Here is a 26744-nt window from a genome sequence, read left to right as displayed (position 1 = left end):
TTTTCAACTATAATATACCAATCGGTATGAAAAATATACTAAAAAATATTAGGCTGCTGATTATGTTATACTTATACCAGCAATATTTTCGCCTTCTCTTTCTTACTGCTCCCAAACGGGCCGCCATAAAGGCTTTTGCGTTGTTTTCTACGCCACATAGGAAGAAGATGAGGACCCAAGAGAAAAAAGTACTTGAAACAGCCAGGAAAGGATGGTTGGAGTTTGAGAACACCAGCATTCAAACTTACCAGTGGGGTGAGGTATCTAGTAGGAAGACTGCCCTGCTGGTTCACGGCTGGGAAGGTAATGCCGGCAGCCTTGGTGCTTTTGTAGAACCTTTATACCAATTAGGCTATCAAGTTCTTTCTTTCGATGGGCCTGCTCATGGCCAGAGCGAAGGCAAACAGACAAATCTGTTTCAATTTGCCCGTCTTATCAGAAAGCTTGTACAGGAACATAATATAAAAATCATAATTACCCATTCATTTGGCAGCGCGGCCACGTCATACGCGCTGGCTCAGCTTGGTAACTTCCCTCTTAGTAAACTAGTCATGCTTACTACTCCGGATAAGATGGAAGATGTCGTCAGTGATTTTACCCAATACATAAGAATTAACCAAGAAGGGAAAATGCTGATCTTTAAGTATATGGAGAGCAGGTTTGAAGAGAAGGTGGATGAAATGGTGGTCAGTAAGCTTCTGACGGGATTACCCATTGACAACCTGCTTATTATTCACAGCAAAACGGATAAGATACTACCATACCAAAATGCGTTGAGGGTAAGCAAGGCAATACCAAGGGCTGTACTGGAGGCTCCTGAGGACCTGGGCCATTATAGAATACTCTGGGACCCTAAAATAGTTGACATAGTAAGCCGTTACCTGGAGTGTTGAAGGATTATCCAATCATCTTTCCTTTTTACTTATAAAAAGGAAGGGTTGGGCATCACTTCTACAATAAAGGGAATAAAAAGATTACGCATCTTCCTTATAAACCATCAATGAAGCAGCTTATGATACCCTATGGACGTCTAGCTGATCCAGTGGTCAGAAGCTGCATTAAATGCGTCTCATCAAGCTATAAAAGTAAAACTATGAAGTTACATCGACAGCTGCAAAAAGTGCTGATACTTACACTCTTACTCCTTTCTTACAGCCTCTATGCCATGGCTCAGGGTACCGAGAACCTTTGGACCAGAACTGCTGGCGGGACAGCCGGCGGTGATGATCACATCAAAGCCACATCCGTGGACGCAAACGGAAACGTGTATGTGCTGGGCGCCTATACCGGACAGGTCAACTTGGGCGGGCAGGTCCTCCAGGGAGGCTACGATCAGAAATTCATTGCCAAGCTTAACAGCAGCGGCCAGCTCCAGTGGATACGGCAACTCATAGGAGGAACAGTGATCACCTACAGCCTGGCTGTGGACAGCGAAGGGGATGGCGTATACCTTGCCGGAGAGTTCGGCTCCTACGAGGGTGCCGTTGACTTCAACGGGGGAGGTACTTTCCCCCTCGCCCGTACGGCGGTGAACGGAGCGAATCTCTTTGTGGCCAAGTATGACAAGGGGGACGGGAACAACCGGTGGGTCAGCACCATGGCCCCACCTTCCGGACTGGCCCATTTTTTCCAGAACAGCGCCGCTGCCCTGGCGGTGAACAGCCAGGGTGTTTTTGTCACGGGGCACTTCAAAGGCAGCCTGGACATGAACACGGAAGGGGAAGCGATGATTTTATCCTCCTCAGCTGCGTATGAAGCCCCGTTTCTGGCGGCCTATCACCCGGCCACCGGGACCAATCTGTGGGCGAAGGTCTTCAAATCACATACGACCGGGGGCGGGCGCGGCTACGATCTGGAAGCCAGCGCGACAGCAGTCTTTCTGACAGGTAACTTTTTCGGTACGGTGGATTTTAATCCCGGTGGGACCCCGTCAGAACGCAGCACGACAGGGAATAGCGCCTTTGTGGCCAAGTATGCACCGGCCGATGGCCATAACGAGTGGGTGGTGCAGCCTACTTCCTCACAGGCCGCTTCCTACGGCCACCGACTCGCCTTAAGCGGGGATCACCTCTACCTGGCAGCCACCTTCAACGGCACAGCCACTTTTCCTTCCGGCACAAGGACGAGCCGCAGAAGCCAGGACATCTTCCTGATAGACTACAGTGCCACATCTGGCGCGTTCCGTTGGGTGGAAATGATCGCCGGCCAAGACCATGAGGAAACGCACATAGACTATACCAGCCATCAGGCCCTGGCTGCTGATGCCAGCGGTGCTTACCTGGCTGGTTTCTTCTACGGCAGTGCTGTCTTCGGCACGGGGTCTACTGTTCAGACAAAGACCAGCAATGGCGGCACCGACCTGTTCGTGAGCCACTTTTCTGCTGTTAGCGGCCAGGTCAGCTGGGTAAAGGCAATAGGCGGTACGGGTAACGAGAAAGCGCAGGCGCTTGCAGTCAGCGCTGTGGGACTGCACATCGCTGGAAATTTTAACGGCACGGTGAATTTTAACCCGGCAGGCACTACCCTGAAGACCAGCCCGCAGAATGCCGATCTTTTTGTGGCAGCCTATGACCCGGAACTGGAAAGCAACCGCTGGACCGTACATGGGGAAGGGGGCACCGGTGGGTACGACAGTGCCTCTGCCATGGCCAGGGATGCTGCGGGCAATACCTATGTGACCGGTTTTTTCCAGGGAAGCGCGGTATTCGGGCACCTGACAGTGGAGGCACACGTACCGGACGAGGCTTATTCGGACGCAGCTGTGCGTTACAGTGCCTACCTGGCCAAGTACAACCCAGAGGGGGAAGTACAGTGGGTAAAGCCGCTGACGGGTACGGGAAACGTGGTAGGCACGGGGATCGCTGTCGCCGGGGAGTCCCTCTATGTAACCGGACAGTTTTCCGGGAAGGTAGACTTCAATCCCGGGGGCAGTCCGCTGGTGAAGGTAAGTGTGAATATGGAAACGCCTTCGGGGTATCCCGTGGATGCGTTTTTGGCAAAATACAGCCTGGCGGACGGCAACGCCGCCTGGGTGAAGACCCTTACGGCAGACACCTTCGCAGATTACACCTATGGAACAGGCGTGGCAGCCTATGGGGAGCAGGTGTACATGACCGGCACGTATGCCGGTAGTATCAAGTGGGAAGGGAACCGCCTGCGGCAGAGCACTGGCCTGGAAGACGTTTTCCTGCTACAACTCAGCAATAACGGTGAGATGCAGTGGCTGCGTTCGGTTGGTGGTACAGCGTCCGCAGCGTCCGGCCAGATTGCCGCCAATGCCCAAGGAGTCTATCTTACGGGATCTTTCCAAGGGCAGGCAAACTTCAATATCGGCGGAACACAGACACAGCTTGTCAACAGCCTGTGGGGAAGGAGGAGCCTGTTTGTCGCCAGCTATGGCCCTGCAGGAGAGAGTGCCTGGGTGAAGCGAGCGGGGGAAGGAACGATCCTCACGCATGGCTATGCCCTGGCGCTGGATGAAGAGGCAGTTTATGTGGGAGGTAGCTTTGAAAATTTAGCCGAACTTCTAACGCAGGACGGGAATAACATCATCCGGGTAGACAACCCAGGGGACGCCGACGGCATCATCGCCAAACTGGATGCCACGGACGGGGACGCGGTGTGGGTGAAGAGCCTTGCCAGCGGGAGCGGGAGTACTGCCAGCACCAGCGCCGTCTACGGGCTGGCCGTGGACGGGGAGCGAGTATACGCCACCGGTTACTTTGAGGGGAGCGCAGACTTTAACCATACAGGATACCTGATGACAAACGGCCCGCATACCGGCGAGCTTCCAATCGTCCAGGCAAGTGCTGGAAAAGGAGACGCTTTTTTAGCCGCTTATCGTAAAACGGATGGAAGGCTGCTGTGGGTCAATACGGTCGGCGATGCAGCGGAACAGTACGGGAATGCCGTGGTCACCGATGCTGCAGGCGTCAGCATAGCCGGAGGCTTCTACGGTGTGGTTGACTTTAACCGCTCCGGGTCACTACCGGCTGTGCACACTGCCAAGGGGCTGGCCTCTGATGTGTTCATCGCCAAGTACCGGCAAAAGCCAAGCTACAAAGTAGAGGTGGCGCCTGTCACCCTGGTGTACGGCGCATCCATAAGCTTAGAGGCCACGACAGATGCGCACGGACCTGTTACTTATCTGGTGGTGGAACAGGATAATGAGACTTTTGCGGGAAAGGCCAGCCTGAAAGGCAACCAGCTAGAGGCGCTGAAAGCCGGCAGGATCAGGCTGAAAGCCACGGTTGCTGGAGATGAGCAATACCACTCAGGTGTTGCGCAGTTGGATGTGGTGATAGGAAAAAAAGAGCTTACCGTGACGGCAATGGATCAGGCGAGGCCTTTTGGTGCGCCCAACCCGGTGCTGGCGCTCAGCTATAGCGGCTTTGTAGCGGCAGACACCGAGAACAGCCTACGCGTCAGGCCGGCGGCCACAACAGAGGCCACGGGAGAAAGCCCAGTGGGGCAGTACCCGATCATAGTGGCGGGGGGGGACGATGACAACTACAACTTTCGCTATATGCAGGGAACACTGACTGTCGCGCCGCTTACAGGCAGCGAGGGTGAAACGCCGCTTCCTCCCTTTTTCGTATACCCCAACCCCACTGCAGGAAGACTGTACGTGCTACTCACGGAAAAAGCCTTGGTGCAGGTAATCTCTGTCACCGGCCGGGTGCTTTATACAAAACTACTTCCGGCAGGAACACAGATATTGGAGCTGCACAAGATCCCACAGGGGCAGTATTTTCTGAAAGTCACTTCGGCATCGTACAGTGTGGTGAAGCCTCTGGTGAAACAGTAACAAAGTGATGGAGGAAGACTTTGAGACAGAATATCACCGTTATGCCTCGTAAGATTCTGGCAGTTTCTGGACTTGCTACCTTTGACTAAAGGGATTTTGAAGAGTTATCTATAAACTGTTACAATTTAGTGTATGAGCCAACGTGTATTTTACGATTCCTTTAAGCAGATTGCCTACGCCAGAGGATCAGTAAAGGGAGTGGCCCAGTAGCTGGGCCTGGATCCGGGGCGGCTGAACAAGTGGCGTAACCGGACCCAATCATTTGCCCCGCCAGTAGGGGAGCTGACAGAAGACCAGAAAGAGATCAGGCGGCTACATAGGGAGCCATAGGAGGCGCAACTGGAGCGTGACATTCTAAAAAAGGCCATCAGCATCTCCCCAATCAAGTCCGGATCTTCTATTCTCCAAGTGAGACCGTCGTTAGTTTATACGGCTGCTACTTTTGAAAAAGGTGTCCTGTAGGGCTAAGGGAGGTTAAAGAGCAGGAGCTAGTGGCATAGATCCAGCAGGTCTATGAGATAAGCAAGTGCCGCTACGGCAGTCCCAGAATCAGCTTTGAGCTCCGGGAGCAAGGTATTGAGGCCTCTTGCCCATGCGTGGCCTGACTGATGCGGAAGCACCGAATCAGAAGCATAGTGCGGAAGAAATACCGGGTGAAGATCACGGACACTAACCATGACTTCGCTGTGGCCAACAACCACCTAAGCAGGGACTTCTTTGAAAATGGCTGGCTTAGAAGTGGTTGTCCTACCTGACATACATCAAAACTGGAGAAGGTTGGCTATATCTGGCGGCGGTGCTGGACCTGGCCGACCGGAAAGTGGTGGGCTTGGCTCTGAGTGAGACCATGGAGACGGAAGTGACCACGTAGGATGCCTTCCAGAGGGCGGTGATAATCAGGTCGAAACTCAATTCCTGCAGTTCCACTCTGAATGGGACGTTCTGTAAGGCTGTAGTGCCTTCAGAGAGTAATTAAAGTACTTGCCTGTTGTGCATAGCATGAGTCGAAAGGGGAATTGTTGGGACAACGTGGTGGCAGAGAACTTCTTCAAGACATTGAAAACAGAGCTGGTCTACCATAACAAGTTTACTACTAGGCAACAGGCCCGGTTAGTCGTATTTTACTAAATCAATGGTTGATACAACAAGGAAAGAAGACACTCAGCATTAGGTTATCTCACCACCTGCCAGTATGATAATTTATTCCCCAATAAAATGATGGCTGCCTGAAAAAAAACTAAAGTAAACCGTTGCAATTCCAGCGATGAGCTCCTTAAGGCTCTGGGCTAGGGCGGCAAATAGGGCAAGCAGCTGAGGCTGCAGGCCGAGCACAGGGTGCCGTGGAAATAGCGGTCCGCCAGCAGCGCCGTGGACAAAAGCTCGGCATCAGAAAGTTTTGCAGTGGTCGCCATCTTTTCTGCCGATGGCATGGAAAAAATCGTGGATGAAGCAGTATATTGTAATGGTCTGTTGTGTCATGGCTGTTATGGGTTAAGTCTGCAAACTTTAAAACGTACAGTAGCAATTGGCTGAACAGATTTTTTTTTTAACCGCGTGCACTATCAAGCAACTTGAGTTTATTAGTTATAAGTGGGGAAAAGAATATTTTTTCTGTGCAGTGATAGTGAACTAGACAACCGTTGTTTAATATCTTGAGTAGTGAGTATCTCGGCAAACTCTTTATGCAAACTAGCCAGAGAAATATCATGGATAAGTTGTGACTTGTAATGATTACCCTTGCTGTCCAAACGGTCGAATGTTGCTGTCGCATCAGAGACTACAATAGTTGTATATCCCATATTCGCAGCCATGCGTGCAGTTGTAGAAATACAGTGATCTGTTGTTAAACCTACTAAAACCACTTCATCGATTCCTGCCTGAGTGAGAAGTTTGTGAAGACATGTACCTATAAATGCGCTGTTTGCCTGTTTTTTTATTATTATTTCTCCTGGCTTTGGCATGACTAAAGCCTTAAAAGCATGGCCTGGTTGTCCTTCCGCAAGTTTTGAATGAGGATTAGTGGAGCAATGCTGAACATGGAAAAAGGGTAACCCATTCTTTCTCCAGAGGTCCAATAGCTCAGCGGCATTTGTTTCCGCCACGGGATTGTTGCGGTTTCCACCCCAATAGCTGCTATCGTTAAAACCCTCCTGAATATCTATGAGCAGTAGCGCGGGCTTGCTTAAAGATTCAAATGACATAAGCTCAATAAATTTTTTTTAAATAAGATAAATACATACTTCTGTTCGGATAAAAGCCCCTTTGTACAAACCAGCTATACTTTAGTATGGTGCACATTCTGCCGTACTCTTTCCCTGATTTACTAGGATAAAGATTGACTTTCACGAACTCATACTTAAAGTTGGGGAAGTCTCCTCTGCGAAAAGTTGAACCAGGTTAAGAAAACAGTGCTAGGGTTTTTTTTAAGGAATTATATATTCGCTGGAGGTTTCCGAATATCTAAGCTGGAGTGTGATTCAAATACTATAGATGTGTAGAACTTGTACCTTCACTTTCCTAAGTATAGTTTCTGGTTTTTCAACTCACCTAAAACAGGAAAATCGCTAATTGCTTTGCTAGTTCATACTTGTATTAAATTAGAAGACTGACATGCTCTATGCCCCTTTACTAAAGTATTATTCAAAACAGAATCGTCTTTATAGACAGTTCTTACTGGTTTGACAGGCTGTTTTAGAACTGTACCTTATTTTGGGGTTATTGGAGTTGTCTGAATCTTTTCACTTAAAAAGCTGGAGACGAGCTGCTGGTATTCTGCTGTCCCTCTGAAGTCACCATGACCTCCCGCTTTCAGGATGTGAAGGTGCTTTCGCGGTGTGGCCAGATTGTCATACACTGCCTGGGCGTGTACGGCTGGGATAACTGTATCATTCTCTCCGTGCACCACCAGCGTAGGGATGTGGACACGCCTGGCTTTGACTTTGCTGTTTAGCTCGTAAGAAGGTGCTTTTTCCCCGATCCATGGAATCTCGCCTATTGAAGAATAAGGACTCTCCAGCACCAGGGCCTTCGCTTTACTCACACTTGCCAAGTGTGTAGCCAGCCCTGTTCCCATGGAGTACCCGTACAAGATTATATCATCAGGTGAATATCCCAGCCATAAGGCATGTTCATATACTTTTTCTGCATCTGCATAGAGCTGATCCTGGCCGCGCAGCTTCCCTTCCGACGTACCAAAACCGCGGTAATCTGTTACCAGTACATCATAGCCCCAACCCGTCACCATAAAGTGATTATCGAGGAAGTTTTGCAGGTTTTTGGAGTTGCCCTGAAAGTATATGATCAATCCTCTACTCGCAGGACTCCTGTAAAGAAGCCCACTAAGATGAATACCTCTTGCTACCTGAACTCGTAGTTCTGTCGTGTTGGGAGGCAATGCGTACCGATGTGTTGCGGGTAGCTTTGTAGGGACAAAGAGCGTCTTGTTCTGTTTTCCTATACTCTGACAACCAGAAAAGAGTGCTAGCGCCAGGAAGGCCGCCGAAATCAGGCAATTCCAAATAAAAGCTAACTTCATGTGTATATAAGGTTTATAAAATGTCTTCAACTTGTTCCTGATTGTATAGCAGTTCCATGGCTTTCTGCTGCTCTGTCAGCAACACCTTTACCTGATACAGTAACTGTAGCTGCTTCGCTTTGGCCTCTGCTAAGACATAAACAAAACAGAAAAATCGCTAATTGCTTTGCTAGTTCATACTTGCTTTACGCAGGAAGACCGTCATGCTCCAAGCCCCACAAGTTGAATGAAATACGTGGATAATTTCCAGCCTTTAAAGCAAGTTCTCTAGATAGGAGTGTCATTCTTTCAATGGTCCGGCTGTTTTTCAGGTTGCCTGCATCCAATACCCTGAACGGCAGCGGTTGAAGTACTCTGAGTGCAGTTTCAAGTGCCTCTGCATCATTGGAAGTAACATACAGATCACTTTTAATACCTTGTAGAAAAGGTTGATCAAATACAACCCAGTATGTATTTTTGAAAGCGCCCACAACCTTTGTCTCTGGTATCACCTTTTGTACTTCCTCTGCCGAAGAGGTGTCATAGGGTGTGGTGAAGTCATCGAAAGATTCATTAAACGGATTGGTTATGTCAATCAAAATTTTGCCACGCAAAATGTCTTTTCTTTCTTCAAGCCAGGGCAGCAAATCCCTGTACCAAAGGGTTGGGATAATAATGTCAGCGTTTAAAGCATCCGCCAGTGGGGTAGCCTTCAGGTTTATTTGGAGCTCATCAATTGTTTGTTGCGCACGGGCAGTGTCCCTACCACTAAATAACACTTGTTCCGGGTATGCCTTATAGAACGTTTTCAGTAGGGCCTTGCCCATGCGTCCGGTGCCGATGATTGCTATTTTCATAATTATAAATGGTTATTTTTTTAAAACGATTTTAAAAAAGAAAGCTTCTCAATATTTTAATGTATGCGATTGGGTTATCTACTGTTTTCATATGGCCGGCGTCTTCAACAATCTCAACCTGCGACCCCTTAACCCGCTTTTGAAACTCATACATCGTCTCTGGCCTTGCTTCATCGTACTGGCCTGCCACAAAAAGAACAGGTAGGTTTAACTCGTTTAAGCGAGCTGATCTGTCAAAGTCTTTGAGGTTGCCAGTTGCTTTAAATTCCGTAGGGCCCCACATATGGCGGTAAACCTGGGCGTTAAATTTTCCTGCGTTATCACAAGTAATCGGAGCGGTAAACTGTCCCCATTTCCGCGAAAGGTGGCGAACATAAAACGAGTCGGTTGCTGCCTGGTAGGTGGGTTCATCATACATTTCCAACTGTTCATACTTTCGTATGGTATCCTGTAAATGGACCGGCATTTGACTTAGTAGAATCTGCGCATCTTCCATCCACTTTCGGGTGCTGATTAGTGGGCCTGACAGAATAAGTGAGCGGACTCCAGATGGCTTTTTCGTGAGCATATACTCTACAGCGACAGCAGCTCCCCAGGAATTTCCAAGGATGTGTACTTCCTCCAGCTTTAGATGCTTTCGTAGCGCTGTTATTTCGTTTACAAACCGAGGAAGCTTCCACAAGGTAGTGTCAGTAGGACGGTCAGAGTTTCCAGAGCCAAGTTGGTCATAGAATATGACAGGTCTGTCATCACTGAGGACTTCGTAGACAGGTATGCCATCGCAACTGCGGCTCCCAGGTCCTCCATGTATTATAAGCAGGGGAGTGCCTGTTCCTTTACCCACCATTTTGTACCAGATCCTGCCTCCCTCCACCTGCACATACCCTTCAGTTGGGGGCGCCATATCTTTTGTGCAACCAGTCAGAAAAAACAAGCAGTATAAGTATGGTAGTATAAATCCTAAACGCTTAGTAATCTGGATTTTGAGAGAATAGCTGTTTTTGATGGAAAGCCCTGCTATCTGTGTGAAATTTTTTCTTGAATGTAGCATGATGCAAAGATAAAAGGCGTATAATTGTCTAAGATATCCGTTATCGCCAATTACTTATCATTATGAGACAAGCGGTGCCAGTAACCAATTTTGTGACAGACTCTTACGTGGAAGACACGGCGAAAGCGGCTATCTCTCTGCATAAAAGATCGGTGGACCTGCACACGGAATGGCATGTACATAGCAAAGGGCAATTGCTTTACGCAGAGGAGGGAGTTACGCGACTCTATACCCAAAATGGCAGCTTTATGATTCCAACACGGCATTGTGCTTGGATACCGGCCGGAACCGTGCATCAGGTTACTTCTTCTAGTCCCCACCTGTTTCTGCGGACACTTTATTTTGAGGTGGAAAGTACCTATACTTCTCCCTTTTATTCTGAACTGAGTGTTTTCCAAGTTAGTGACCTATTAAGAGAAATGATTGTGTACACAGCCAGGTGGGCCAATACAGTTATAGCTGACAGGGAGGAGGCCTCCTTTATGGAGACTTTGCTGCTGATTCTTCCAGACCTGCAAGGCACTTCGATTGGGCTTCGGCTTCCTGCGTCCCGGCATCCACAGGTTCTTCGCATGCTTAACATTGCGCTGGCCGATTTATCTGAGCGGGTATCCATTGAAAGTTTGGCGGCAAACGCCGGTGTGTCGACTCGTACTGTATCCCGCCTTTTTCAAAAGGAATTGGGAATGTCTTTTGCTGGCTTTCTGAAGGTGGCGCGTATGATTAAAGCCCTCGAGCTGTTGTGCCTTCCCGGAGCAAGCGTAGCTGAGACTGCTTACCGGGTAGGGTATGAGAGTGTTCCCACTTTCAGTAACAGTTTTCAGGAGATTGTTGGTATGCGTCCGCAATCCTTTTTACATAATCCCTAAGTCGTACTAATTGCATCTATCAAAATGACAAACAGAAATATTGTAGCATTGGGCTTCTTCGTAAAAACATTTGATCCTGTAAGTATAAATTTCTTAGTCCTTAAAGTATGAAACTGTCAATAAACACGGCACCGTTACTTGCAGACTTCAGGCGTTATATTGCGCTAACGCAGGAAGAAGAGCAGGCTATTATTCGGTTACTGACACACCGCACTTTCAAAAAAGGTCAGTTTATAGGTAGTGTAGGTGATGTTGACCGATATACAAACTTTATACTTAGTGGGAGTGCAAGGGTTTTTTATGTGGATGAAAATGGTCAGGAACACAACATACAATTGGGTATCAACAACTGGTGGCTAAGCGATTATAAGTTGTTTACTACCGGCGAACCCGGAACTCTGTACATAGAGGCACTGGAAGAAACGGAGATTCTCGCCTTTTCCTATGACCATCTGCAACAACTATTTAAAGCAGTACCCCAACTAGAGCGCTTCTTCAGGTTACTTGTTGAAAAAGCCTATACTTCCTTTCAGCAAAGAGTACTTTCTAATCTAAGCAAAGATGCAGAGAAGCGTTACATTGAATTCAGGAACCGGTACCCAGAAATTGACATGCGTATCTCCCAGAAACACATTGCCTCTTACCTGGGCATGTCGGCTGAGTTCCTCAGCAAAATTAAAAAGCGCATCATGCACCAGGAACAAGCATTACACCGGGGAACTTTAGAATAGCTCTTTCCTGACAAAAAGCCCCACATTGGCTTGTGCCTTTGGAGCAGGACCGTATTCATCAAACGTTAGAGCCATGCCATATTGTAATCCTTTTACGTCAAGTCCGATCCTGACCTGCTGATAGCTTCGCTGGTGAGCTGTGCGGCTATAGTTAGACATTGCCTGAACCCTTGAATAAAGTTTTATGTCCTGACTAAGCCTTGGCCTGTACTCTATCAGACCAAATCCCTCGTAACCGTTGAAGTCTGAAATATTTACCCTGGGCTTTATGATAAGAAGCCATTCCTCATTCTTCTTCATAAACTGCAATGCGGCTGAACCTTTGAAGTCAGTTACATTTGTGTAAAATGTGCCGATCTGGAATGTGAAGCTCTTGGATAGCGGTGTAGTCAGATAGAACTGGTTCATCAACTCGTTTGGTTGCTTTTTAATTGCTTCATCCCCCTCTTCAGACTGAAAATGATAGCGTACCATCAGGCTGGCAACGTGCGCCCAGCCTATCCGTCCGCTTTGATCAAATTGCCGGGATATACTGTGTTGGTAATAAACATACCTGTTTCCTACCATGCCCTCCACAGGAATGGTCTGAGCAAATGTGTTTGCCGTCCAAAGGAGCAGGCAAACAAGAACTGGCGTTGTTTTCATCATCATTGATTTTATACTTTATACTATTGACACAGCAAGGCTTTTTAATCTGTTTGTGCAGTGGTTATGCCCTGAGTTACAGTTGCAAATATCAGGTAGGTAGATGACTGCCCAGTTGAACCAGTTCAATATCTTGTATCTTCTAACATATTTTTTCAGGATAATCAGAAGTTTGGTAGTCCGGAAATCAAAGCTTCTGAGAATCTAGTCTGTACTTCTTGTCCCAGTTCAATTTTTTTCGGAGCCTTTAAGGCAATATTTGTGTCAGAACTAAATATTGTCAATCATGAAAACAATAACCTCACTTTTTAGAACCGAAAATCATTTTACAGGACTACTCCTTAGAATCACGCTATTTATTGTCATTTTCCCTCATGGCTGTCAACTCCTACTCGGCTGGTTTGGTGGGTATGGCTTTACAGGAACGATGGCATATTTTACAGAATCTGTCGGTTTACCATGGGTTATAGGGCTGCTGGTCATATTATTGCAATTTTTCGGGCCAATTTTCTTACTCGCAGGATTTGCTACCAGGCTGGTTGCGCTCAGTAACATACCGTTATTTCTGGGTATGATCGTGACGGCTCACCTGGACTATGGCTTTTTTATGAACTGGTTTGGAAACCAGCAGGGCGAGGGCTACGAATATCACCTGCTAGTAATTGGAATTGCAGCCGCTCTTGCAGTTAGTGGTGCTGGCAAGTTCTCTTTGGATAAAATAGCAATAACAGACGCAACTAAGCAGGGTTAAATTTTAATTAAAATATATTTATCTGATTTGCGAGGTGCAGTAGCCGTACACACCCTGTAACTTCATTTTATCAGAACATACAAACTTATTAAACTCCTTTATAGAGCGCTTATCCTTTAAACATGGTTGTGTATCTAATTAACTGGATGTGTAGATGTATAGTTGAGTAATGATCAAAGTATAACTAACCAAAACTGTATGCTTAAATGGAATTACAACTAATAAGAAACGCGACGTTGAAGCTCCAATATGGCGGAACAACATTTTTAATTGATCCTTACCTGGCTCCGGTGCACAGCCAGCCAAGTTTCGGTGATAAGTCAAATAATCCAACCGTGGAGTTACCCTGCACCATATCAGAGATTCTAAATGGTGTGGACTGTGTAATCGTATCGCATTTACATCCAGATCACTTTGATACTGTTGCACAAGAAATACTAGCCAAAGAGATAAAGCTACTTTGCCATCCTGAGGATGAGGAAATAATCCGGTCCTATGGTTTTAAGAATGTACAAGCTATACAAAGTACGACTGAAGTTGGTGGGGTAACTATCCACAGGAGCGGAGGGAAACACGGTACTGGGGCAATATTAAAATGGATGGGACCTGCTTCTGGTTTTGTCTTTCAGTCGCAGGGAGAAGAAACGCTTTATTGGGCAGGAGACACCATTTGGTGTTCTGATGTTCAGACCACTATAGAATCATATAAACCAGGTATTATAGTATGCCACGCGGGAGGCAATATCTTTTATAAGGGAACAGCAATTTTCGGAGAGCCTTTTGATGATGATACCGATAGCCTGATTATGGACAAGGAGCAGGTCTTGGCACTTTGTGATTTTTCTCCTGGTAGCACCGTTATTGCCACCCACCTGGAGGCACTTGACCATGAGACAGTAACCAGAAAAGAGCTAAGAGAAGCTGCCATCAATCACCATATAGAAGCAGAGAGGCTCCTAATACCTTTTGATGGTGAAACCCTAAATCTGTAATTGATGAACGAAAAAATAATGATTACAACTAAGACAATAGAAGAAAGACTGGAAAGTATAGGTTTGACTTTACCAAATGCCTCTACTCCCGGCGGAAATTACCTTTCGGTTAACATACGAGGAAATATCGCCTACATTGCAATTCAGTTTCCTATCAAGAATGGGCAGTATTTATACCAAGGCAGGCTAGGGGAGGAGCTTTCCACAGAAGATGGAAAAGCGGCCATGCAACTATGTGCGCTAAATGTGTTGACACAGATAATGCACAAAGTAGGAATTGAAAGAATTGAAGGGTTAAACCATCTGGATGCCTATTATCAGGCTGGTAAGGGATGGGATGACGGTCCCCTTGTTGTGGATGGAGCATCAGATTTTTTTGTAAAGGTTTTAGGAGAAAAGGGACACCACTCCAGAGCCATTTTTGGGGTAGAACGTCTGCCTAGAAACTTTGCTGTAGGCCTCACGGCATCTTTCACATTGCACTAGGCGTGTGTACTTTGCTTGCTAATATGGGCTTGTATTTAAATATGCACCTGTAACACAATGGTTGATTTTCCTTAACAATACGTCCTGATTCTGCTTCTTACATCACTTTTTCAGGAAATTGGATGCCGCTTGGCACATAATATCGTAATTGTAAATAGGGAGGGTGTGTACTATGGCCGACTATCGTTTAGAATACGAAAATTTAAGAATTGAGCTGGACAATGACAAAAGGTATATTTTTGAACGCCCAATTTTAATTGTAACAGTAAGCCTTGCAGCAATCAATTTTGGAGCCGTGGACTATATGCCCTACATTCCTGCATTCATTACCATAATCCTCTGCTTCAATCTGCTTTTTACGGTTAACAGGTTACTAAGTGCAACCAGAATAACTGCCTATATCATATTAGTAATTGAAAGAAACTATCAGCCTTATATAGGATGGGAAAATTTGCTGCTCCATTACCGGGAACTGACATACAAACTAGGTAAAAAGCGGGTTAACGCTATCGTAAAGCGGGAAATTGATAAGAGTCTGATTCCAAAGAAAAATGGGTTTTACCCTATAATTTACTGGTTTCATATTTTCATACTTCTTGTAACCTATTCTGGGTTTTTGCTTACAAAAAGTAGCCCGACATTACTCGTGCTTATTGTCTCTTTGCTCTCAATTAGTTGGTTTATTTATATACTTTTTATTTACAACTACAATAAGTTTAGATAGCAAATTGTCGTGGGATATACCATTAAGAGTAAGGTTTTAGCCTATATAAAAGATAGTCGACTACTTGATGAATTAAAACTTCAATTTCCAAATACGAGATAAGGTGTTCTGACTTATTTTTATACTTAGGCACTTACAAAAGTGCTCATTTCTTAAACCAGTTCAATCGATTGTATTCTATGACTAAGTAGTTTTGCTGAGTATTGTTGCTCACATAAGTAATAGATGCAAGGCAATACCTAATTTTAGTTTAAAATACCAAAACCATTTAGTACAATTTAAAACCATGAGAATTTCAAGTTTAGCGATCATGGCAGGACTCAGTATGTCCGTCATACTTTTCTCCTGCGAGAAAGAGGCCGTCATGCCTGAAACACCTTCACCCATTGGCTCTACACCACCAAAGGACAACAACACAACGCCTCCTGCAGGCAGCACGCCGCCACCTACATCAACACCTCCTACGCCCCCTCCATCTCCAGTGACAAGTAATAGTTTACTAAAGCAGATAGGGACACAGCTCTTCTTGTATGATGCAAAAGGCAGGTTAAAAGAAGTAAGCTTTACCGGTCAAGCTTCCCTGGGATATACCATCCATTATGAGGGCGAGAGACCTGTGCGACTGAACTTTAAGAACGGCAATTATCTGCTTTATGTGTATGAAAATAACAAGGTGGTGGAAGCTGTTCGCTATTATGGAGAGAATTTAGTTAACTACCGCTACTCCTTTGAATACAGCGGGGATAGACTTGTCAAGCAGACCACCATGAGTTATGCAACTTCCAGTGAAGGCAGGCTTACTGTTATAGAGTACAGGTATGATGCGAATGGGAACCTGACAGAACTTCATTCTGCCTCTTCAACAACCAGTAAAGAAGAGGATCTAGCTAGTCCGTATGTGATCAAGTGGGGTAACTTTGATAACAGGCCGAACCCTGTGCCTTTCACCAATAGTGCCTTTTACCTGCCAGGAGTGAAGCTGTTCCAGCATAACCCTGGCTTCCGGGACCCCGGCACCGGGAAAGAACTCTACAGCTATATCTATCATGAGTCAGGCATGCCTCAACAGCGATATACCAAACTGGAAGCATATCCATGGGTACAACCTGTCATAGATATGTACAGTTATCAATAGGACTCTTTTGTAGACTGGAGGTCTGCTACATCCAGTTTCCTTGGCATTTGTTTCTTTTAACTTATTACAGCTGACGGGGGCTTATTGATTGACAGCTTCAACTAATTGTTTGCATTTGCCTATAGGGGGACACGCGGTATATGGATTTGTAGAGCAGCACCAAGACAGGAATAGAATTGGGGGCCTCCCTGACCTACAACAAGACTGAAGAGGGCTGACTGTACCTGACAGCTGTGCTGTACTTTGAGTAAGTCCATATGTAAGCTTCCCTGCTCTTTGGACCATTGTAAAGTTGGTTTTTCAAGTTACGATTGCCTCCAGTAATTCCACAGGCGTTCTAAAATTCAGTGCCTGATGCGGACGGTGGTGGTTGAAGTCTTGCATCCACTCTCCGGACTTCTGGCGCACCTCTGAAAGGGTCCTGAACACATACCTTTTGAGCAGTTCCCTACTGATACTGCTGTTGCAGCGCTAGATGTAGGCGTTCTGCATGGGCTTACCAGATTGAATAAACACCAGCCTCACCTTGTTTTTCCTGAACCAGCCCTCGAGCTTGTGGGAGAAAAACTCCTGCCCGTTGCGCGCCCGGACCATCTCTGGCAAGCCCCTGAGCTCCTTGAGGTATTCCAGCACCCGGGTCAGCCGCAGGGCCGGGATGGAGAGATCAGCCTCTATGGTGAGGATCTCACGGTTATAGTCATCGGCAATGTTCAGGAGCCTGGACTTTCCGCCATCCCACAGGCTGTCACCCATGAAGTCCACCGACCATACCTGGTTGTGCCTATCAGGCTGGAAGAGGGCATGCTTCACGTGTGCCGGCAGCCTTTTCCTGTGTCTCCTTCTGATGTTTAGCCTGAGTTGGCTGTAGACCCTGTAGACACGTTTGTGGATGCACCCACCGCCTTGCAGGCCTGACAAACCTCAGCCCGTACCCCTCCACCATAAACTCCAGCAGCGCCTTCTTCTTGTCAGGCCTAAAGTTTTTTTCAACTATACAATGGCCGAAGTTCTGGGAAAAATACAGTTAGCAATAGTGTTTATATAAGCGGAGGTATGAGTCGATCAAGATTTCGCTTATATGATTTGCATACTACTTTACAAGCGAGTCTTTCTGAGAGATACCTAGTAGTCGATAGTGCGAATCATAAATTATGAGGTTCATAATGTTTTCAATTCAACAAATGTTTAATACTTTTCAATTGATCATCTAACATATTTAATGAATCGAAGTCTAATGGTCTAGGTATAATGGCAGTGATAAGTGGGTGTGTCAAAAGTTTACTGTTAGCAATAAGCTCAATGTTAGTCATCAACAAAACAACGATACATCTTGCTCTGAAAAGCTTGTCTTGTCGATATAACTTTGTGAGCAGTTTATTATAATCTAGAAATGGTAGATGGAAATCTATCAAAACTAGGAATGGTAGACCACCGTCCCTTTCATTACGAAGAACACAATCTGACAAGCTATCGACAGAATCAAAGTATTGTGGGTTCCTGAAGTGTTTGTTCATTGCATATAGAGATAAGCAGTCACTTACTAAAGCATAAGTATTCACGATCATAAATAAGGGAGTTTGATGGGTATAAAGTACCAGAGGCAGAATAACCCTGTATGATAAATGATGGTGACATTACTTCTTAATTGCAGAAAAGGCTTTTTTGTAGTCTTTTCCCTCAACCTGGATAAGGTAGCGGCCTGCTCTCAGATTGCTCACGTCAAGCGTTTTTAATGGCTTGTTTTCTACCATAATTTGCCTAACCACCCTGCCCTCTGAATTAATGATCCTGACGGAATACAGAGGGTTTGGCAATGAGGTCAGGTCAATTGATACTTCTTTATCTATTTGGGTTGGGAAAACTTTAGCTAAGGTATTTTCCTTTTTCGTACTGACCACAGCAAGTTTACTGTACTCATACTTCCCATTTATATCGACCTGCTTCAGTCTGTATGTTAGAAAGCTACCGGGTGGCACGTCAGCGTCTTGATAGGTATAAGTATGCAGTGTGTTGCTGTTTCCAGCCCCTTTTAGTTTAGCAATAGGGTAATAGGATGTTGCGCCAATGCTTCTCTCTATTTCAAAATAATCATTGTCCTCCTCACTAGCCGTCACCCATTTCAAAAATACAGTTCCTTGGTAAACATATGCAGTGAATGTGGACAGTATTACGGACAAAGGAGCAGCGCTTGGATCATCGGGAGGGAGGCTAAGGCGGTAGTTGCCAGTTCGAGTTGAGCTATTCCCCAAGTTATCTGTGGCTGTGTAGGTGAAGGTTGCTAAACCGCTTGTGAATAAGGGAGCCCTGTAGAAACTAAGCTGGGCTGCCTCTGTGGGGCTCAATACTTGATTGGCAGTTGCTTCTTCACTATTTATATAAAGCTTCCCATGCGTGTTATCTGGCAGAGACAAAATTCTGTAAGAAACAATTGCACCCGTAGGGGACATGCCTTCAAGCCCTGGTATGGGTTGACTAACTTCGCTTTTGTCTAGCAAAACCGCAACATCGAATACGGATGTCCCATTGAGTAGTGCGTAAGTAACAGTATTATTTGATGGTATGATGTCTGTTACACTGCTGGGAGGGAAAACAGATATACTATGCTTAAGTGGTATACTGCTATTGATACTGACAGTAAGATCTAAGGTAGAACTTGTATTTGCATTAATATTGTACAAGCTGGGGTTCCAGGTATTTGTAACTGGGCTATAGGGGGTGCTACTAGAGTGGCTGACGTACGTTAAAGTGGAGGGCAAGACATTCTTTACTTCTGTAGTTCCAGCAATACTCGTGGTTCCTTGGTTCATAACTACAATACGCAAGTTGATGCTCTGTCCATTGGTGTATGGAGGGGGAGTAAGTAATTGGTAAGTGATAGCAAGGTCTGCGCCAGTTACTACAGGTATACTATAGGTTGCAGTGGAGTTAGCAAGTGCCCCCAGGTTGTCTTCGGCTGTAAAAGTAAATGTATGAGTTCCTGGTTGTCCAATTGCTGCTTTATAACTTAGTTTAGTAGCCTCGACGGGCGTTATTTTCTGGCCAGCAACTGCAGCGGTGCCATTTACATAAAGTGTGCCTTTCCAGGGGTCGGGGACTGTCACTAGTGTAAAGTAGCTAATGCTTCCATCTGGATCTGTTCCTGACAAGGGTGAAATTGGTACTGTGGTACCGTTGTTCATTACATTATTAGATGTAACATTACTCACAGCGGGCCTACTGTTATGTTGTACGATGACCTGCAGAGTTACACTATTGTTACTCAAATCAATATCTCCAGTGCCGCCATCTATAACAATTGAGTGGGAAATAGAGCTGTTGGAGTTTATTCTGGCTGTTATATCTATAGTGTGAGTTGCGCCTGCATTAAAGTTGCCCCAGTTGGGGCGCCAAGTATTACTTGAAAAACCACCAGACCCCGGCATTGTGTGATTGATGTAAGTTAAGCCGGGGGGTAATATATTGGGCACACCGTTATTAGAGTATATGTAACTAGAGCCAATGTTCTGTGCCGTAAATCTGATAGTTATAGTGCTCCCATCGACATAGGGTCCCGCAGTAAGAATTGTATAAGTGAGCCTAAGATCTGGACCGGTTGTATTTAGTTGGGGTATATACTGCTTTCCTACTAAGCTTCTGATGTGTGTGTTTCCTAATACATTGTTTGGGTGCAAGCTCTTTCTTGTGTCATTCGCAAATGTATCAGTGAATAATGCACAGGATTGTGCTAACAATATGCAGGTAACTAAGGTCTTTAATCTTTTACTTCTTGATGTATGCTTTAAAAGAATGTGTCTTGATAGTAATCTGGGCAGATGGTAAAATTTTATCATAGTTTAAGGTTAGGTTAGGTGCATCTGTTGATGCAAAATTCAAACCTTAACTACTTAATACATAGGTAACAGTTTGTGAGGTTTTATATTGGTATATTGTTTTAGCGATGTTATATATATAATGTAATATGTTATATATGAATATATTTGGAGGCATCTTATTCATAAGATGTCTTTAACAGTAATGGTACTTTTAATTCATGAGCCAAATTGGGAAATGCATTCTGTGTTAATTCCAAAATCGGGATGATTGAGATGTAAATAGAGGTAAATAGAGGTAAATTTTGGGGATATGGGATGATGTTAATTAAAATATACCTTCAAGAATTTAAACAGATAAAAATTCTTACAATATAAGCTACTTATAGAAGCGCAGAAAGGGTATGAGTGCCTGCTGCAGTCTCATTAGGGCCTTGAGGTTAAGGTACTGGGGATTAAAGAGTAACTCAACCATGCGTAGCAACTTTGTTTTGTTTAGCATTCTTCTAATAAAAGTTTTGGAATGAAAATGTGCCTTCTGCACCAAAGGCAAAAAGATACTCTCGCTGCTAACAATGAAAGAGGCCCTGGATTTGCTGCCCGCCGCCCAGTTTGTGCGGGTGCACAAGTCTTATATCGTTTCACTGAACCACCTCGACATGATAGAAAGGCACCAGGTAACAATTGCAGGCAAAACTATCCCGGTTGGACTTACCTTCCGCGAACAGTTCCTAGCTAGGGCGGATAAAGTATAGCGTTTAAAAGTTAATAAGGTATTATGGCTAGAGGAGATGCCATAGTTGCACCAGGAGAGCAAGCATACAGAGCATGTGTGCCAAATACCAGCCTGCAGTTAAGTGCACTGTTGGTTATTTACTTTCTTAAAATAGATAAATCACCCCCACTTACTTCGTTTTGCGTGCTGTAATTCGCTGGCTTTCATTGGTAATCTTTGCAACCAGACCCCTTTAAACTAAAAATGTGCATGCCACCAAAATCAGGTTTATGATATGTAAAGAACCTGCAATAAAATAGTAAGCTTGCGGAATACTATAAACCAGGCATGTATGATTAAAAGCTGTATTATCAGCGTGAATGGCCTGTTATCGGGTTATTGGTAATGCTTAAATGCGAGTCGGCGTGTCTATCTTGAGAGTTTGACTACCGTGACACTATTTTGATAGAGCCAAAGAAAATGTCTTTGTCTTGAGTAGCCTCTTTGTCATTTTCGGGGTACCAACAGTGAAATGAATACATTTTGGTGCCCACAATTACTAAGCGCATATGATGAATAAAGCTATTGCCTGAATCCTGATCAACAGCCCTGAAGCTGAGCTCTCTTCCATCGTTAGCCCCAATATTTAACTCAAACGAACCCCTAGCTTCCCCATTTGCCTGTTTAAGTGCACCTTTTTCTGCACCAATCAGGATTACACGCCTATCCTGGGATGTTAGCTTTTCAGTGTTCGGAATGCCTAACTCTATTGCAGAAGCTACAAAGGCTGTTCTGCCATTGTATACCCTATAACCTTGAACGCCCTGGCTTTTCTCCAGTTCAGGCAACGAGGGTAATTGAACAGAAACATTTGAACTGAGCTTTGCTACTTCCCATACTGGATCTAAAAGTGTAAAAGCGGTTGTGAATAAAGTTAATAGTAGTAGTAAGGTTGGTTTCATAATCTTAATTTTAAATGGCATAACGAGAATTTGCTCTGATATAGCTGCAACTTACGCCACACTCATATCATACTCCTTATACCTGGCCTCAGCCTGCTCCATGATCTCATCCAGTATCTCCTGCAGCTCGGTTTTTACTTTAAAGCGTAGCACTTTCTTTACCGCCAGTTGCAGCTGGGCTTTGGTGTCGTCTTTTTTGTACCAGTCGGGTTGGGAGGCGCTTTTCTTTACCTGGGCCAGAATCCTTTGCACCAGCTCTTTGATCAGGTCGAAGTCCTGCACGGCGTTGGGGTGCTTGGCGAGTATCTCATAGAAGGCTTCTTCCTCGTCGGTGAGGCCCAGCTGGTTGCGGCGCTCGTCTTCTTCCTGCATGTGCCGGGCCACTTCGCGCAGCTTTTCCATAGCCACCAGGCTGTCGAAAAAGTGGTTGTGGTAGTCGGCAATGATCTTCTCTACTTCTTCCTTTAGCTTTCTATACTTCACCAAGTTTTTAGCGGAGCGGATCTTTATCTCGTCGTTCATGATCTGGCGAAGCAGCTCCAGCTTCAGTTCGTTGCCGGTCTTTTGCTCTTTAGCCGTAGCCAGGAAATCGTCGTTGATGATGGAGATGTCGAAGCGCTCAATGCCGGCCATCTGGAACACGTCCACCACGTCTTCGCTTTCTATACTTCTATGAATGAGGTCTTTTACCTGTGTGGCTGCTTTTTTAACGTTACGGTCCGGGTTCTTGGCTTTACGCAGGGCCGCGCCTACGTGCTGCAGGTAAATGATGTCGGCAGCGAGCAGATTTATACTTTCGTGGCTCTTGATGATAGGGGCCAGACTGCTGAGTTTCTTTTCGTTCAGCAGGAAAGCTTTGCTTAGTTCGTCGTCTTTTACCAGATGGTTAATGGCGTGCTGTACCAGTTTAAGTCTTTCCGTTTTAGGTAAAGCTGAGAAGTATGGGATAGCCTGATGTAGAGACGCAATATTTTGCGTCTCAATCGTTCCCGAATGTACATTCCCGGATGGTGCAGCACTACAGTTGCCGGACAGATCGTTATGTCTGTTTGCTCGCTTCGTGGTAAAGGTTCCAGCGTCTTCGGCGGCTAATGAAGACGCAAAATATTGCGTCTCTACGTTATCAGAACTGGCGCAAGTGTTCAGCGCAGCGTCACTTGTGTCTTGTAATGCTGGCAAGTCTTCAGACTTGCTTGAACCGTTCTCTGGCTTTCGCAAGTCTGAAGACTTGCCCCATGATTCAGTACAAGTGACGCTATGCTGAACACTTGCACCAGAAGTAGTAGTTGCAACTTCAACCGGCCCGCCCGGCAGCATTTCCCGCAACACATCAACCGTTTCCCTCGCCAGCTCAAATGCCTCTTCAATATCCAGCGCTACACGGCCTTCGCCGCCTGCGGAAGTATACTTCTTCGTGGCGTCGCGAAGCTTGTCACCAATGCCGATATAATCCACGATCAGGCCGCTGGGCTTGTCGCGGAAGACGGTGGCGACGCGGTTGACGGCCTGTATCAGGTTGTGGCCGCTCATTACTTTGTCGACATACAAGGTATGCATGGCCGGGTTGTCGAAGCCGGTGAGCCACATGTCGCGCACGATCACGAGTTTGAGCGGGTCGTCCGGGTCTTTGAAGCGGGCTTTTACAGCTTCCATCTGCTCTTTCGAGCGCACGTGCGGTGCCCACGCCACAGGGTCTTTGGCGATGTTGGTGGTCATGATCACGGCTACTTCGGGGCAGCCCTCCAGGGCGGTGAGGGCATCGTAGAGCTTCACGCAGTTGCGGCGGCTCATGCACACGATCATGGCTTTGCCTTCCATTCGCGCTCCTTGCGTAGTGCGGGAGGTATAGTGTTGCAGGATGTCGCGGGCGATAGCTGCTACGCGCTCTTTGGCTCCGGCGGCGTCTTCCATGGCGGCCCACAAAATACGGTTCTTCTCGTTCTCTTCCAGACCACCGGTTATCTCTTCGGCTTCTTCTTCGAGTTGTGGATTACCCAGGTGCAGCTTGGCCAGGCGCGGCTCGTAGTAGATTGGCACCACGGCTTTGTCTTCGGTGGCCTGGCGGATGTCGTAGGTATGGATGATGTCGCCGAACACGGCTACGGTGTCGGCGTCTTTGCTGTCGACGGGTGTGCCGGTGAAGCCGATGAAACTCGCCTGCGGTAGGGCGCGACGCAGGTTATTGGCAAAGCCCTGCACCAGGCCGTACTGCGTGCGGTGGCACTCGTCGGCTATCACAATGATGTTGTCGCGGGTGCTCAGCACGGGATGCTCCAGCTCGCGGCCGGTGGCGGTGTCTTTCAGGTTGAACTTCTGCACGGTACTAAACACCACGCCGCCGCCTTCGCCGCTCAGGAGGGCGCGCAGCTCGTCGGTGGTGTTAGCAATCTGCACGTCACCAACCAGGTCTTTGGCGGCCACGAAATCGTCGAAGAGTTGGCGGTTTAGGTCAAAACGGTCTACCTGCACGACAATGGTTGGGTTCTTCAGCTCGGGCAGCTGGCGCAAAATGCCGGTGTAAATGGCCATGGTAATGCTTTTGCCGGAGCGGGTGGTGTGCCATACCACGCCAATGCGGCCGTCTCCGTAGGGCTTCACCGACTTCAGGGTTTCCTGCAGGGCGTACTGTATGCCGAAGAACTGGTGGTACTTGGCGCCTTTCTTGATCAGTTGGCCCTTGTCGAGCTCGTGGAAGATGTAGTGGCGCACGTATTGCAATAGGCGCTCAGGTACGAGCAGACCTTTGATCAGGGTCTCCAGCGCGAATCCGTTTGGAATCACCGTTGAACCGTCTATACTTTTCCAGGCGGCGAACCACTCCAGGCCGCTGCTGTACATGCCGTGCAGGGTGGTCTGGCCGTCGCTGACGATGGTGAGGGCGTTGTACTCGAAGAGCTGCGGAATCTGGTAAGTATAGTGTTGCACCTGGTTGTAGGCGGCCTCTACGGTGGCGTCCTGGCTGAAGAGGTTCTTGAACTCGAAGAGCACCAGCGGCAGGCCGTTCACGAAAATAACCAGGTCGGGGATACGCTTGCTTTTGCCGATGATGGTGAACTGGTTGACTACACTGAACTCGTTCTGGTGCACATCGTCGTAGGCGATGGGGTAGAAGTGGCCGAAGTGCTGCCGGCCGGTATCGTCTTTCCAGGTTTTGCTGATGCCTTTGCTGAGCTTGAGGTGGAAGGCGTGGTTGCGCTGGTGCAGATCGGCGCCGGCATTATAAAGGAACTCCTGCTTCAGTTCGGCCAGCACCTTGGGCGGCACCTGCGGGTAGCGGCGCTGCAGAAAGGCCTCGAACACATCTTCGAGCACGGCTTTGCTCAGGTCGCGCTTTATTTCGGAGCCGTGTTGGTAAGTATAGGGCTCCTGCCCGCGCAGCCAGTCAATGGCCGCTGCCTCTATGTCGCTCTCAGCTAAGTACTGGCTCATGCAGCTCTTCCGGTTTGATTTGCATTACATCAATTTCTCCCGACATGAGTTTGGGAAGAAGGGTGTCGCGGAGGGTAGATAAAGTATAAATTTCTAACTGATTTGCATGTTCCTTTTCGTAAAGCTCTCTTACTTGCTCTTCAAAATTCAGTAATGCTTCAGCGCTAGGTATAATGCACTTGTATTCAAGTATTCTTGAGGGCGATGTATGTTTTACTGTGCTTCCACTTGCACTTCCTAAAACAGTAGCTCTATAGGAATCAGAGCGCATAAGCCAATACAGATAGAACTTTAAAGGCAGCTCTGATTTATAGATTACCTTTCCAATTCTTTGATTATGCAGGAGTAGCTTACCAGGTATAGTTGGTACAAGTGCAGAGTAACCTAAAGTGTCGCCATCCTTACTTAAATCAGTCATAGTGACTATCAAGTCAGCTTTAGCTAAAATATAATCTTCAGGTATAGCGCCTTTATAAAATTTATACTTTTTGGTATTGAAGCCGCCACCAATTCTAAAGTTACCAGGTGTCACAAGTATGTTCTCTGTCGGTTCATCGCTAAAGAATTTCCCTTTGAAAGCATAGCCATGCTTGATGTCAATCATCTCTTCCAACGTACATTGCTGCCATCCCTCCGGAAGATTCTCTTCATCGATACTATCCACGAAATACTGCCGGAAGAGCGTTTGCGCTATTTGCTCCAGCGTTTGGTTCATGCGGCGGTTCAGCTCTATTTTGTCATCCAGCGCAGATAAGATTTCGGCTATGCGATTTTGAACAGCAACATCTTCAGGTGCTGAAATTTCAAATTCTTCCAGCATACCTTTAGTCAAGGCATTGCGTGTCGCACCAGTAGAGGCAAGTGATAAGAGTCTATCTTTGTTATACTTTGTTAATAAGCTATACTTCAGGAATTCAGGAGAGAATTTAGAAGTATCAGCACGAAGTATAGCTACGTGTTGGTTTACTCTTGCAGGCAGATACTCATTAGGCACCTGGCATACTCTGGCAACAGAATCACCAGTAATATTTACCAGCACATCACGCTCTTGCACTTCCACATTAGCCAAAGCTTTTGCCTGTGCTTCATTGATAAAAGCCAAACCATCTTCTGTGAATGTGAAGTCAAGTACATTCTGGCTTCTGATCAAGGAAATACCTTCAGATATATAGGCAGACTTACCACCTTTTGGAGTGGCACCGCTGCCTATTTTAGTGCATATTTCGGAAAGTATGTAGGTAGTCCAAGTAGTCATGTATTGAGTAAT

Annotated in this window: 21 protein-coding genes and 3 pseudogenes; 11 read left to right on the top strand and 13 right to left on the bottom strand. The window is 46.4% G+C overall.

Annotation, left to right across the window (positions count from 1 at the left end; all coding sequences use genetic code 11):
• Positions 1–26 precede the first annotated feature (26 nt).
• Complete coding sequence (locus tag AC4BAP_RS13740) at positions 27–893, top strand: alpha/beta hydrolase (RefSeq protein ID WP_490583237.1); 867 nt, start codon at positions 27–29, stop codon at positions 891–893.
• A 245-nt stretch (positions 894–1138) separates the two neighbouring features.
• Here AC4BAP_RS13740 and AC4BAP_RS13735 read toward each other — a convergent pair whose 3' ends face one another.
• The gene (locus tag AC4BAP_RS13735; protein WP_490583236.1) at positions 1139–1387 is read right to left on the bottom strand and encodes a hypothetical protein; all 249 of its coding nucleotides are present in this window, start codon (positions 1385–1387) and stop codon (positions 1139–1141) included.
• A gap of 576 nt (positions 1388–1963) precedes the next feature.
• On the opposite strand from AC4BAP_RS13735, the gene AC4BAP_RS13730 reads away from it, so the two are divergent.
• Positions 1964–4807 (top strand): MBG domain-containing protein, encoded by a 2844-nt coding sequence (locus tag AC4BAP_RS13730; RefSeq protein ID WP_490583235.1) that lies wholly within the window; start codon positions 1964–1966, stop codon positions 4805–4807.
• A 999-nt stretch (positions 4808–5806) separates the two neighbouring features.
• The gene (locus AC4BAP_RS13725; protein ID WP_490583234.1) at positions 5807–5935 is read left to right on the top strand and encodes an IS3 family transposase; all 129 of its coding nucleotides are present in this window, start codon (positions 5807–5809) and stop codon (positions 5933–5935) included.
• Positions 5936–6040: 105 nt separating this feature from the next.
• On the opposite strand, the pseudogene AC4BAP_RS13720 reads toward AC4BAP_RS13725, so the two are convergent.
• The 5 genes and pseudogenes from AC4BAP_RS13720 to AC4BAP_RS13700 form a co-directional block, all read right to left on the bottom strand.
• Positions 6041–6286: pseudogene (locus tag AC4BAP_RS13720) on the bottom strand (IS982 family transposase); the annotation flags it as partial.
• A 101-nt stretch (positions 6287–6387) separates the two neighbouring features.
• On the bottom strand, positions 6388–7008 hold the full coding sequence (locus tag AC4BAP_RS13715; RefSeq protein ID WP_490583233.1) for a cysteine hydrolase family protein: 621 nt from the start codon (positions 7006–7008) through the stop codon (positions 6388–6390).
• A 503-nt stretch (positions 7009–7511) separates the two neighbouring features.
• The gene (locus AC4BAP_RS13710; RefSeq protein ID WP_490583232.1) at positions 7512–8111 is read right to left on the bottom strand and encodes an alpha/beta hydrolase; all 600 of its coding nucleotides are present in this window, start codon (positions 8109–8111) and stop codon (positions 7512–7514) included.
• A gap of 416 nt (positions 8112–8527) precedes the next feature.
• A complete protein-coding gene (locus tag AC4BAP_RS13705) occupies positions 8528–9178 on the bottom strand; it encodes an NADPH-dependent F420 reductase (RefSeq protein ID WP_490583231.1) in 651 nt (216 codons plus the stop codon).
• 31 nt (positions 9179–9209) lie between these two features.
• Positions 9210–10082: a proline iminopeptidase-family hydrolase gene (locus AC4BAP_RS13700; RefSeq protein ID WP_490583230.1), complete on the bottom strand. Its 873-nt coding sequence runs from the start codon at positions 10080–10082 to the stop codon at positions 9210–9212.
• Between the two features lie 209 nt (positions 10083–10291).
• Here AC4BAP_RS13700 and AC4BAP_RS13695 point away from each other — a divergent pair, with 209 nt between their 5' ends.
• Both AC4BAP_RS13695 and AC4BAP_RS13690 read left to right on the top strand, forming a co-directional pair.
• A complete protein-coding gene (locus AC4BAP_RS13695; protein ID WP_490583229.1) occupies positions 10292–11098 on the top strand; it encodes an AraC family transcriptional regulator in 807 nt (268 codons plus the stop codon).
• A gap of 107 nt (positions 11099–11205) precedes the next feature.
• Entirely contained in the window at positions 11206–11829 is a 624-nt protein-coding gene (locus AC4BAP_RS13690) for a Crp/Fnr family transcriptional regulator (protein WP_490583228.1), read from the top strand.
• On the opposite strand, the gene AC4BAP_RS13685 is transcribed toward AC4BAP_RS13690, so the two are convergent.
• Positions 11821–12480: a hypothetical protein gene (locus tag AC4BAP_RS13685; protein WP_490583227.1), complete on the bottom strand. Its 660-nt coding sequence runs from the start codon at positions 12478–12480 to the stop codon at positions 11821–11823. The genes AC4BAP_RS13690 and AC4BAP_RS13685 overlap by 9 nt on opposite strands.
• Positions 12481–12760: 280 nt before the next feature.
• Between AC4BAP_RS13685 and AC4BAP_RS13680 the strand changes: the two genes are divergently transcribed.
• The 5 genes from AC4BAP_RS13680 to AC4BAP_RS13660 all read left to right on the top strand — a co-directional run bounded on the left by AC4BAP_RS13680 (position 12761) and on the right by AC4BAP_RS13660 (position 16562).
• Positions 12761–13225: a DoxX family protein gene (locus AC4BAP_RS13680; protein WP_490583226.1), complete on the top strand. Its 465-nt coding sequence runs from the start codon at positions 12761–12763 to the stop codon at positions 13223–13225.
• A 206-nt stretch (positions 13226–13431) separates the two neighbouring features.
• On the top strand, positions 13432–14217 hold the full coding sequence (locus AC4BAP_RS13675) for an MBL fold metallo-hydrolase (protein WP_490583225.1): 786 nt from the start codon (positions 13432–13434) through the stop codon (positions 14215–14217).
• Between the two features lie 3 nt (positions 14218–14220).
• The gene (locus AC4BAP_RS13670; RefSeq protein WP_490583224.1) at positions 14221–14703 is read left to right on the top strand and encodes a RidA family protein; all 483 of its coding nucleotides are present in this window, start codon (positions 14221–14223) and stop codon (positions 14701–14703) included.
• Positions 14704–14875: 172 nt separating this feature from the next.
• Complete coding sequence (locus AC4BAP_RS13665; RefSeq protein WP_490583223.1) at positions 14876–15427, top strand: hypothetical protein; 552 nt, start codon at positions 14876–14878, stop codon at positions 15425–15427.
• A 286-nt stretch (positions 15428–15713) separates the two neighbouring features.
• Positions 15714–16562 (top strand): hypothetical protein, encoded by an 849-nt coding sequence (locus tag AC4BAP_RS13660; RefSeq protein ID WP_490583222.1) that lies wholly within the window; start codon positions 15714–15716, stop codon positions 16560–16562.
• Between the two features lie 300 nt (positions 16563–16862).
• On the opposite strand, the pseudogene AC4BAP_RS13655 reads toward AC4BAP_RS13660, so the two are convergent.
• From AC4BAP_RS13655 to AC4BAP_RS13645, 3 genes and pseudogenes are all read right to left on the bottom strand, one after another.
• A pseudogene (locus tag AC4BAP_RS13655) lies at positions 16863–17021 on the bottom strand (integrase core domain-containing protein); the annotation flags it as partial.
• A 12-nt stretch (positions 17022–17033) separates the two neighbouring features.
• A complete protein-coding gene (locus AC4BAP_RS13650) occupies positions 17034–17480 on the bottom strand; it encodes a DDE-type integrase/transposase/recombinase (RefSeq protein WP_490583221.1) in 447 nt (148 codons plus the stop codon).
• Between the two features lie 716 nt (positions 17481–18196).
• Positions 18197–20392, bottom strand: a complete 2196-nt coding sequence (locus tag AC4BAP_RS13645; protein WP_490583220.1) for a T9SS type A sorting domain-containing protein — start codon at positions 20390–20392, stop codon at positions 18197–18199.
• 527 nt (positions 20393–20919) lie between these two features.
• Here AC4BAP_RS13645 and AC4BAP_RS13640 point away from each other — a divergent pair.
• A pseudogene (locus tag AC4BAP_RS13640) lies at positions 20920–21126 on the top strand (LytTR family transcriptional regulator DNA-binding domain-containing protein); the annotation flags it as partial.
• Positions 21127–21532: 406 nt separating this feature from the next.
• Here AC4BAP_RS13640 and AC4BAP_RS13635 read toward each other — a convergent pair.
• The 3 genes from AC4BAP_RS13635 to AC4BAP_RS13625 are packed head-to-tail and all read right to left on the bottom strand — an operon-like array spanning position 21533 to position 26732.
• A complete protein-coding gene (locus AC4BAP_RS13635) occupies positions 21533–22048 on the bottom strand; it encodes a hypothetical protein (RefSeq protein WP_490583219.1) in 516 nt (171 codons plus the stop codon).
• A 51-nt stretch (positions 22049–22099) separates the two neighbouring features.
• Positions 22100–25477, bottom strand: coding sequence for a type I restriction endonuclease subunit R (locus AC4BAP_RS13630; RefSeq protein ID WP_490583218.1), 3378 nt, complete (start codon positions 25475–25477; stop codon positions 22100–22102).
• A complete protein-coding gene (locus tag AC4BAP_RS13625) occupies positions 25458–26732 on the bottom strand; it encodes a restriction endonuclease subunit S (protein ID WP_490583217.1) in 1275 nt (424 codons plus the stop codon). Before AC4BAP_RS13625 ends, AC4BAP_RS13630 begins: the two co-directional genes overlap by 20 nt.
• Positions 26733–26744 lie beyond the last annotated feature (12 nt).

This window comes from Pontibacter sp. GD7, assembly GCF_058216375.1.
This window is presented reverse-complemented; position numbering and strand designations above follow the sequence as displayed.

What these genes read in the sequence shown, in the direction of transcription:
- AC4BAP_RS13740 (WP_490583237.1), top strand. Translation starts at nt 27, where the DNA reads ATGAAAAATATACTAAAAAATATTAGGCTGCTGATTATGTTATACTTA.
- AC4BAP_RS13725 (WP_490583234.1), top strand. Translation starts at nt 5,807, where the DNA reads ATGAGTCGAAAGGGGAATTGTTGGGACAACGTGGTGGCAGAGAACTTC.
- AC4BAP_RS13715 (WP_490583233.1), bottom strand. Translation starts at nt 7,008, where the DNA reads ATGTCATTTGAATCTTTAAGCAAGCCCGCGCTACTGCTCATAGATATT.
- AC4BAP_RS13705 (WP_490583231.1), bottom strand. Translation starts at nt 9,178, where the DNA reads ATGAAAATAGCAATCATCGGCACCGGACGCATGGGCAAGGCCCTACTG.
- AC4BAP_RS13700 (WP_490583230.1), bottom strand. Translation starts at nt 10,082, where the DNA reads ATGGCGCCCCCAACTGAAGGGTATGTGCAGGTGGAGGGAGGCAGGATC.
- AC4BAP_RS13695 (WP_490583229.1), top strand. Translation starts at nt 10,292, where the DNA reads ATGAGACAAGCGGTGCCAGTAACCAATTTTGTGACAGACTCTTACGTG.
- AC4BAP_RS13690 (WP_490583228.1), top strand. Translation starts at nt 11,206, where the DNA reads ATGAAACTGTCAATAAACACGGCACCGTTACTTGCAGACTTCAGGCGT.
- AC4BAP_RS13685 (WP_490583227.1), bottom strand. Translation starts at nt 12,480, where the DNA reads ATGATGATGAAAACAACGCCAGTTCTTGTTTGCCTGCTCCTTTGGACG.
- AC4BAP_RS13680 (WP_490583226.1), top strand. Translation starts at nt 12,761, where the DNA reads ATGAAAACAATAACCTCACTTTTTAGAACCGAAAATCATTTTACAGGA.
- AC4BAP_RS13675 (WP_490583225.1), top strand. Translation starts at nt 13,432, where the DNA reads ATGGAATTACAACTAATAAGAAACGCGACGTTGAAGCTCCAATATGGC.
- AC4BAP_RS13670 (WP_490583224.1), top strand. Translation starts at nt 14,221, where the DNA reads ATGAACGAAAAAATAATGATTACAACTAAGACAATAGAAGAAAGACTG.
- AC4BAP_RS13665 (WP_490583223.1), top strand. Translation starts at nt 14,876, where the DNA reads ATGGCCGACTATCGTTTAGAATACGAAAATTTAAGAATTGAGCTGGAC.
- AC4BAP_RS13660 (WP_490583222.1), top strand. Translation starts at nt 15,714, where the DNA reads ATGAGAATTTCAAGTTTAGCGATCATGGCAGGACTCAGTATGTCCGTC.
- AC4BAP_RS13645 (WP_490583220.1), bottom strand. Translation starts at nt 20,392, where the DNA reads ATGATAAAATTTTACCATCTGCCCAGATTACTATCAAGACACATTCTT.
- AC4BAP_RS13635 (WP_490583219.1), bottom strand. Translation starts at nt 22,048, where the DNA reads ATGAAACCAACCTTACTACTACTATTAACTTTATTCACAACCGCTTTT.
- AC4BAP_RS13630 (WP_490583218.1), bottom strand. Translation starts at nt 25,477, where the DNA reads ATGAGCCAGTACTTAGCTGAGAGCGACATAGAGGCAGCGGCCATTGAC.
- AC4BAP_RS13625 (WP_490583217.1), bottom strand. Translation starts at nt 26,732, where the DNA reads ATGACTACTTGGACTACCTACATACTTTCCGAAATATGCACTAAAATA.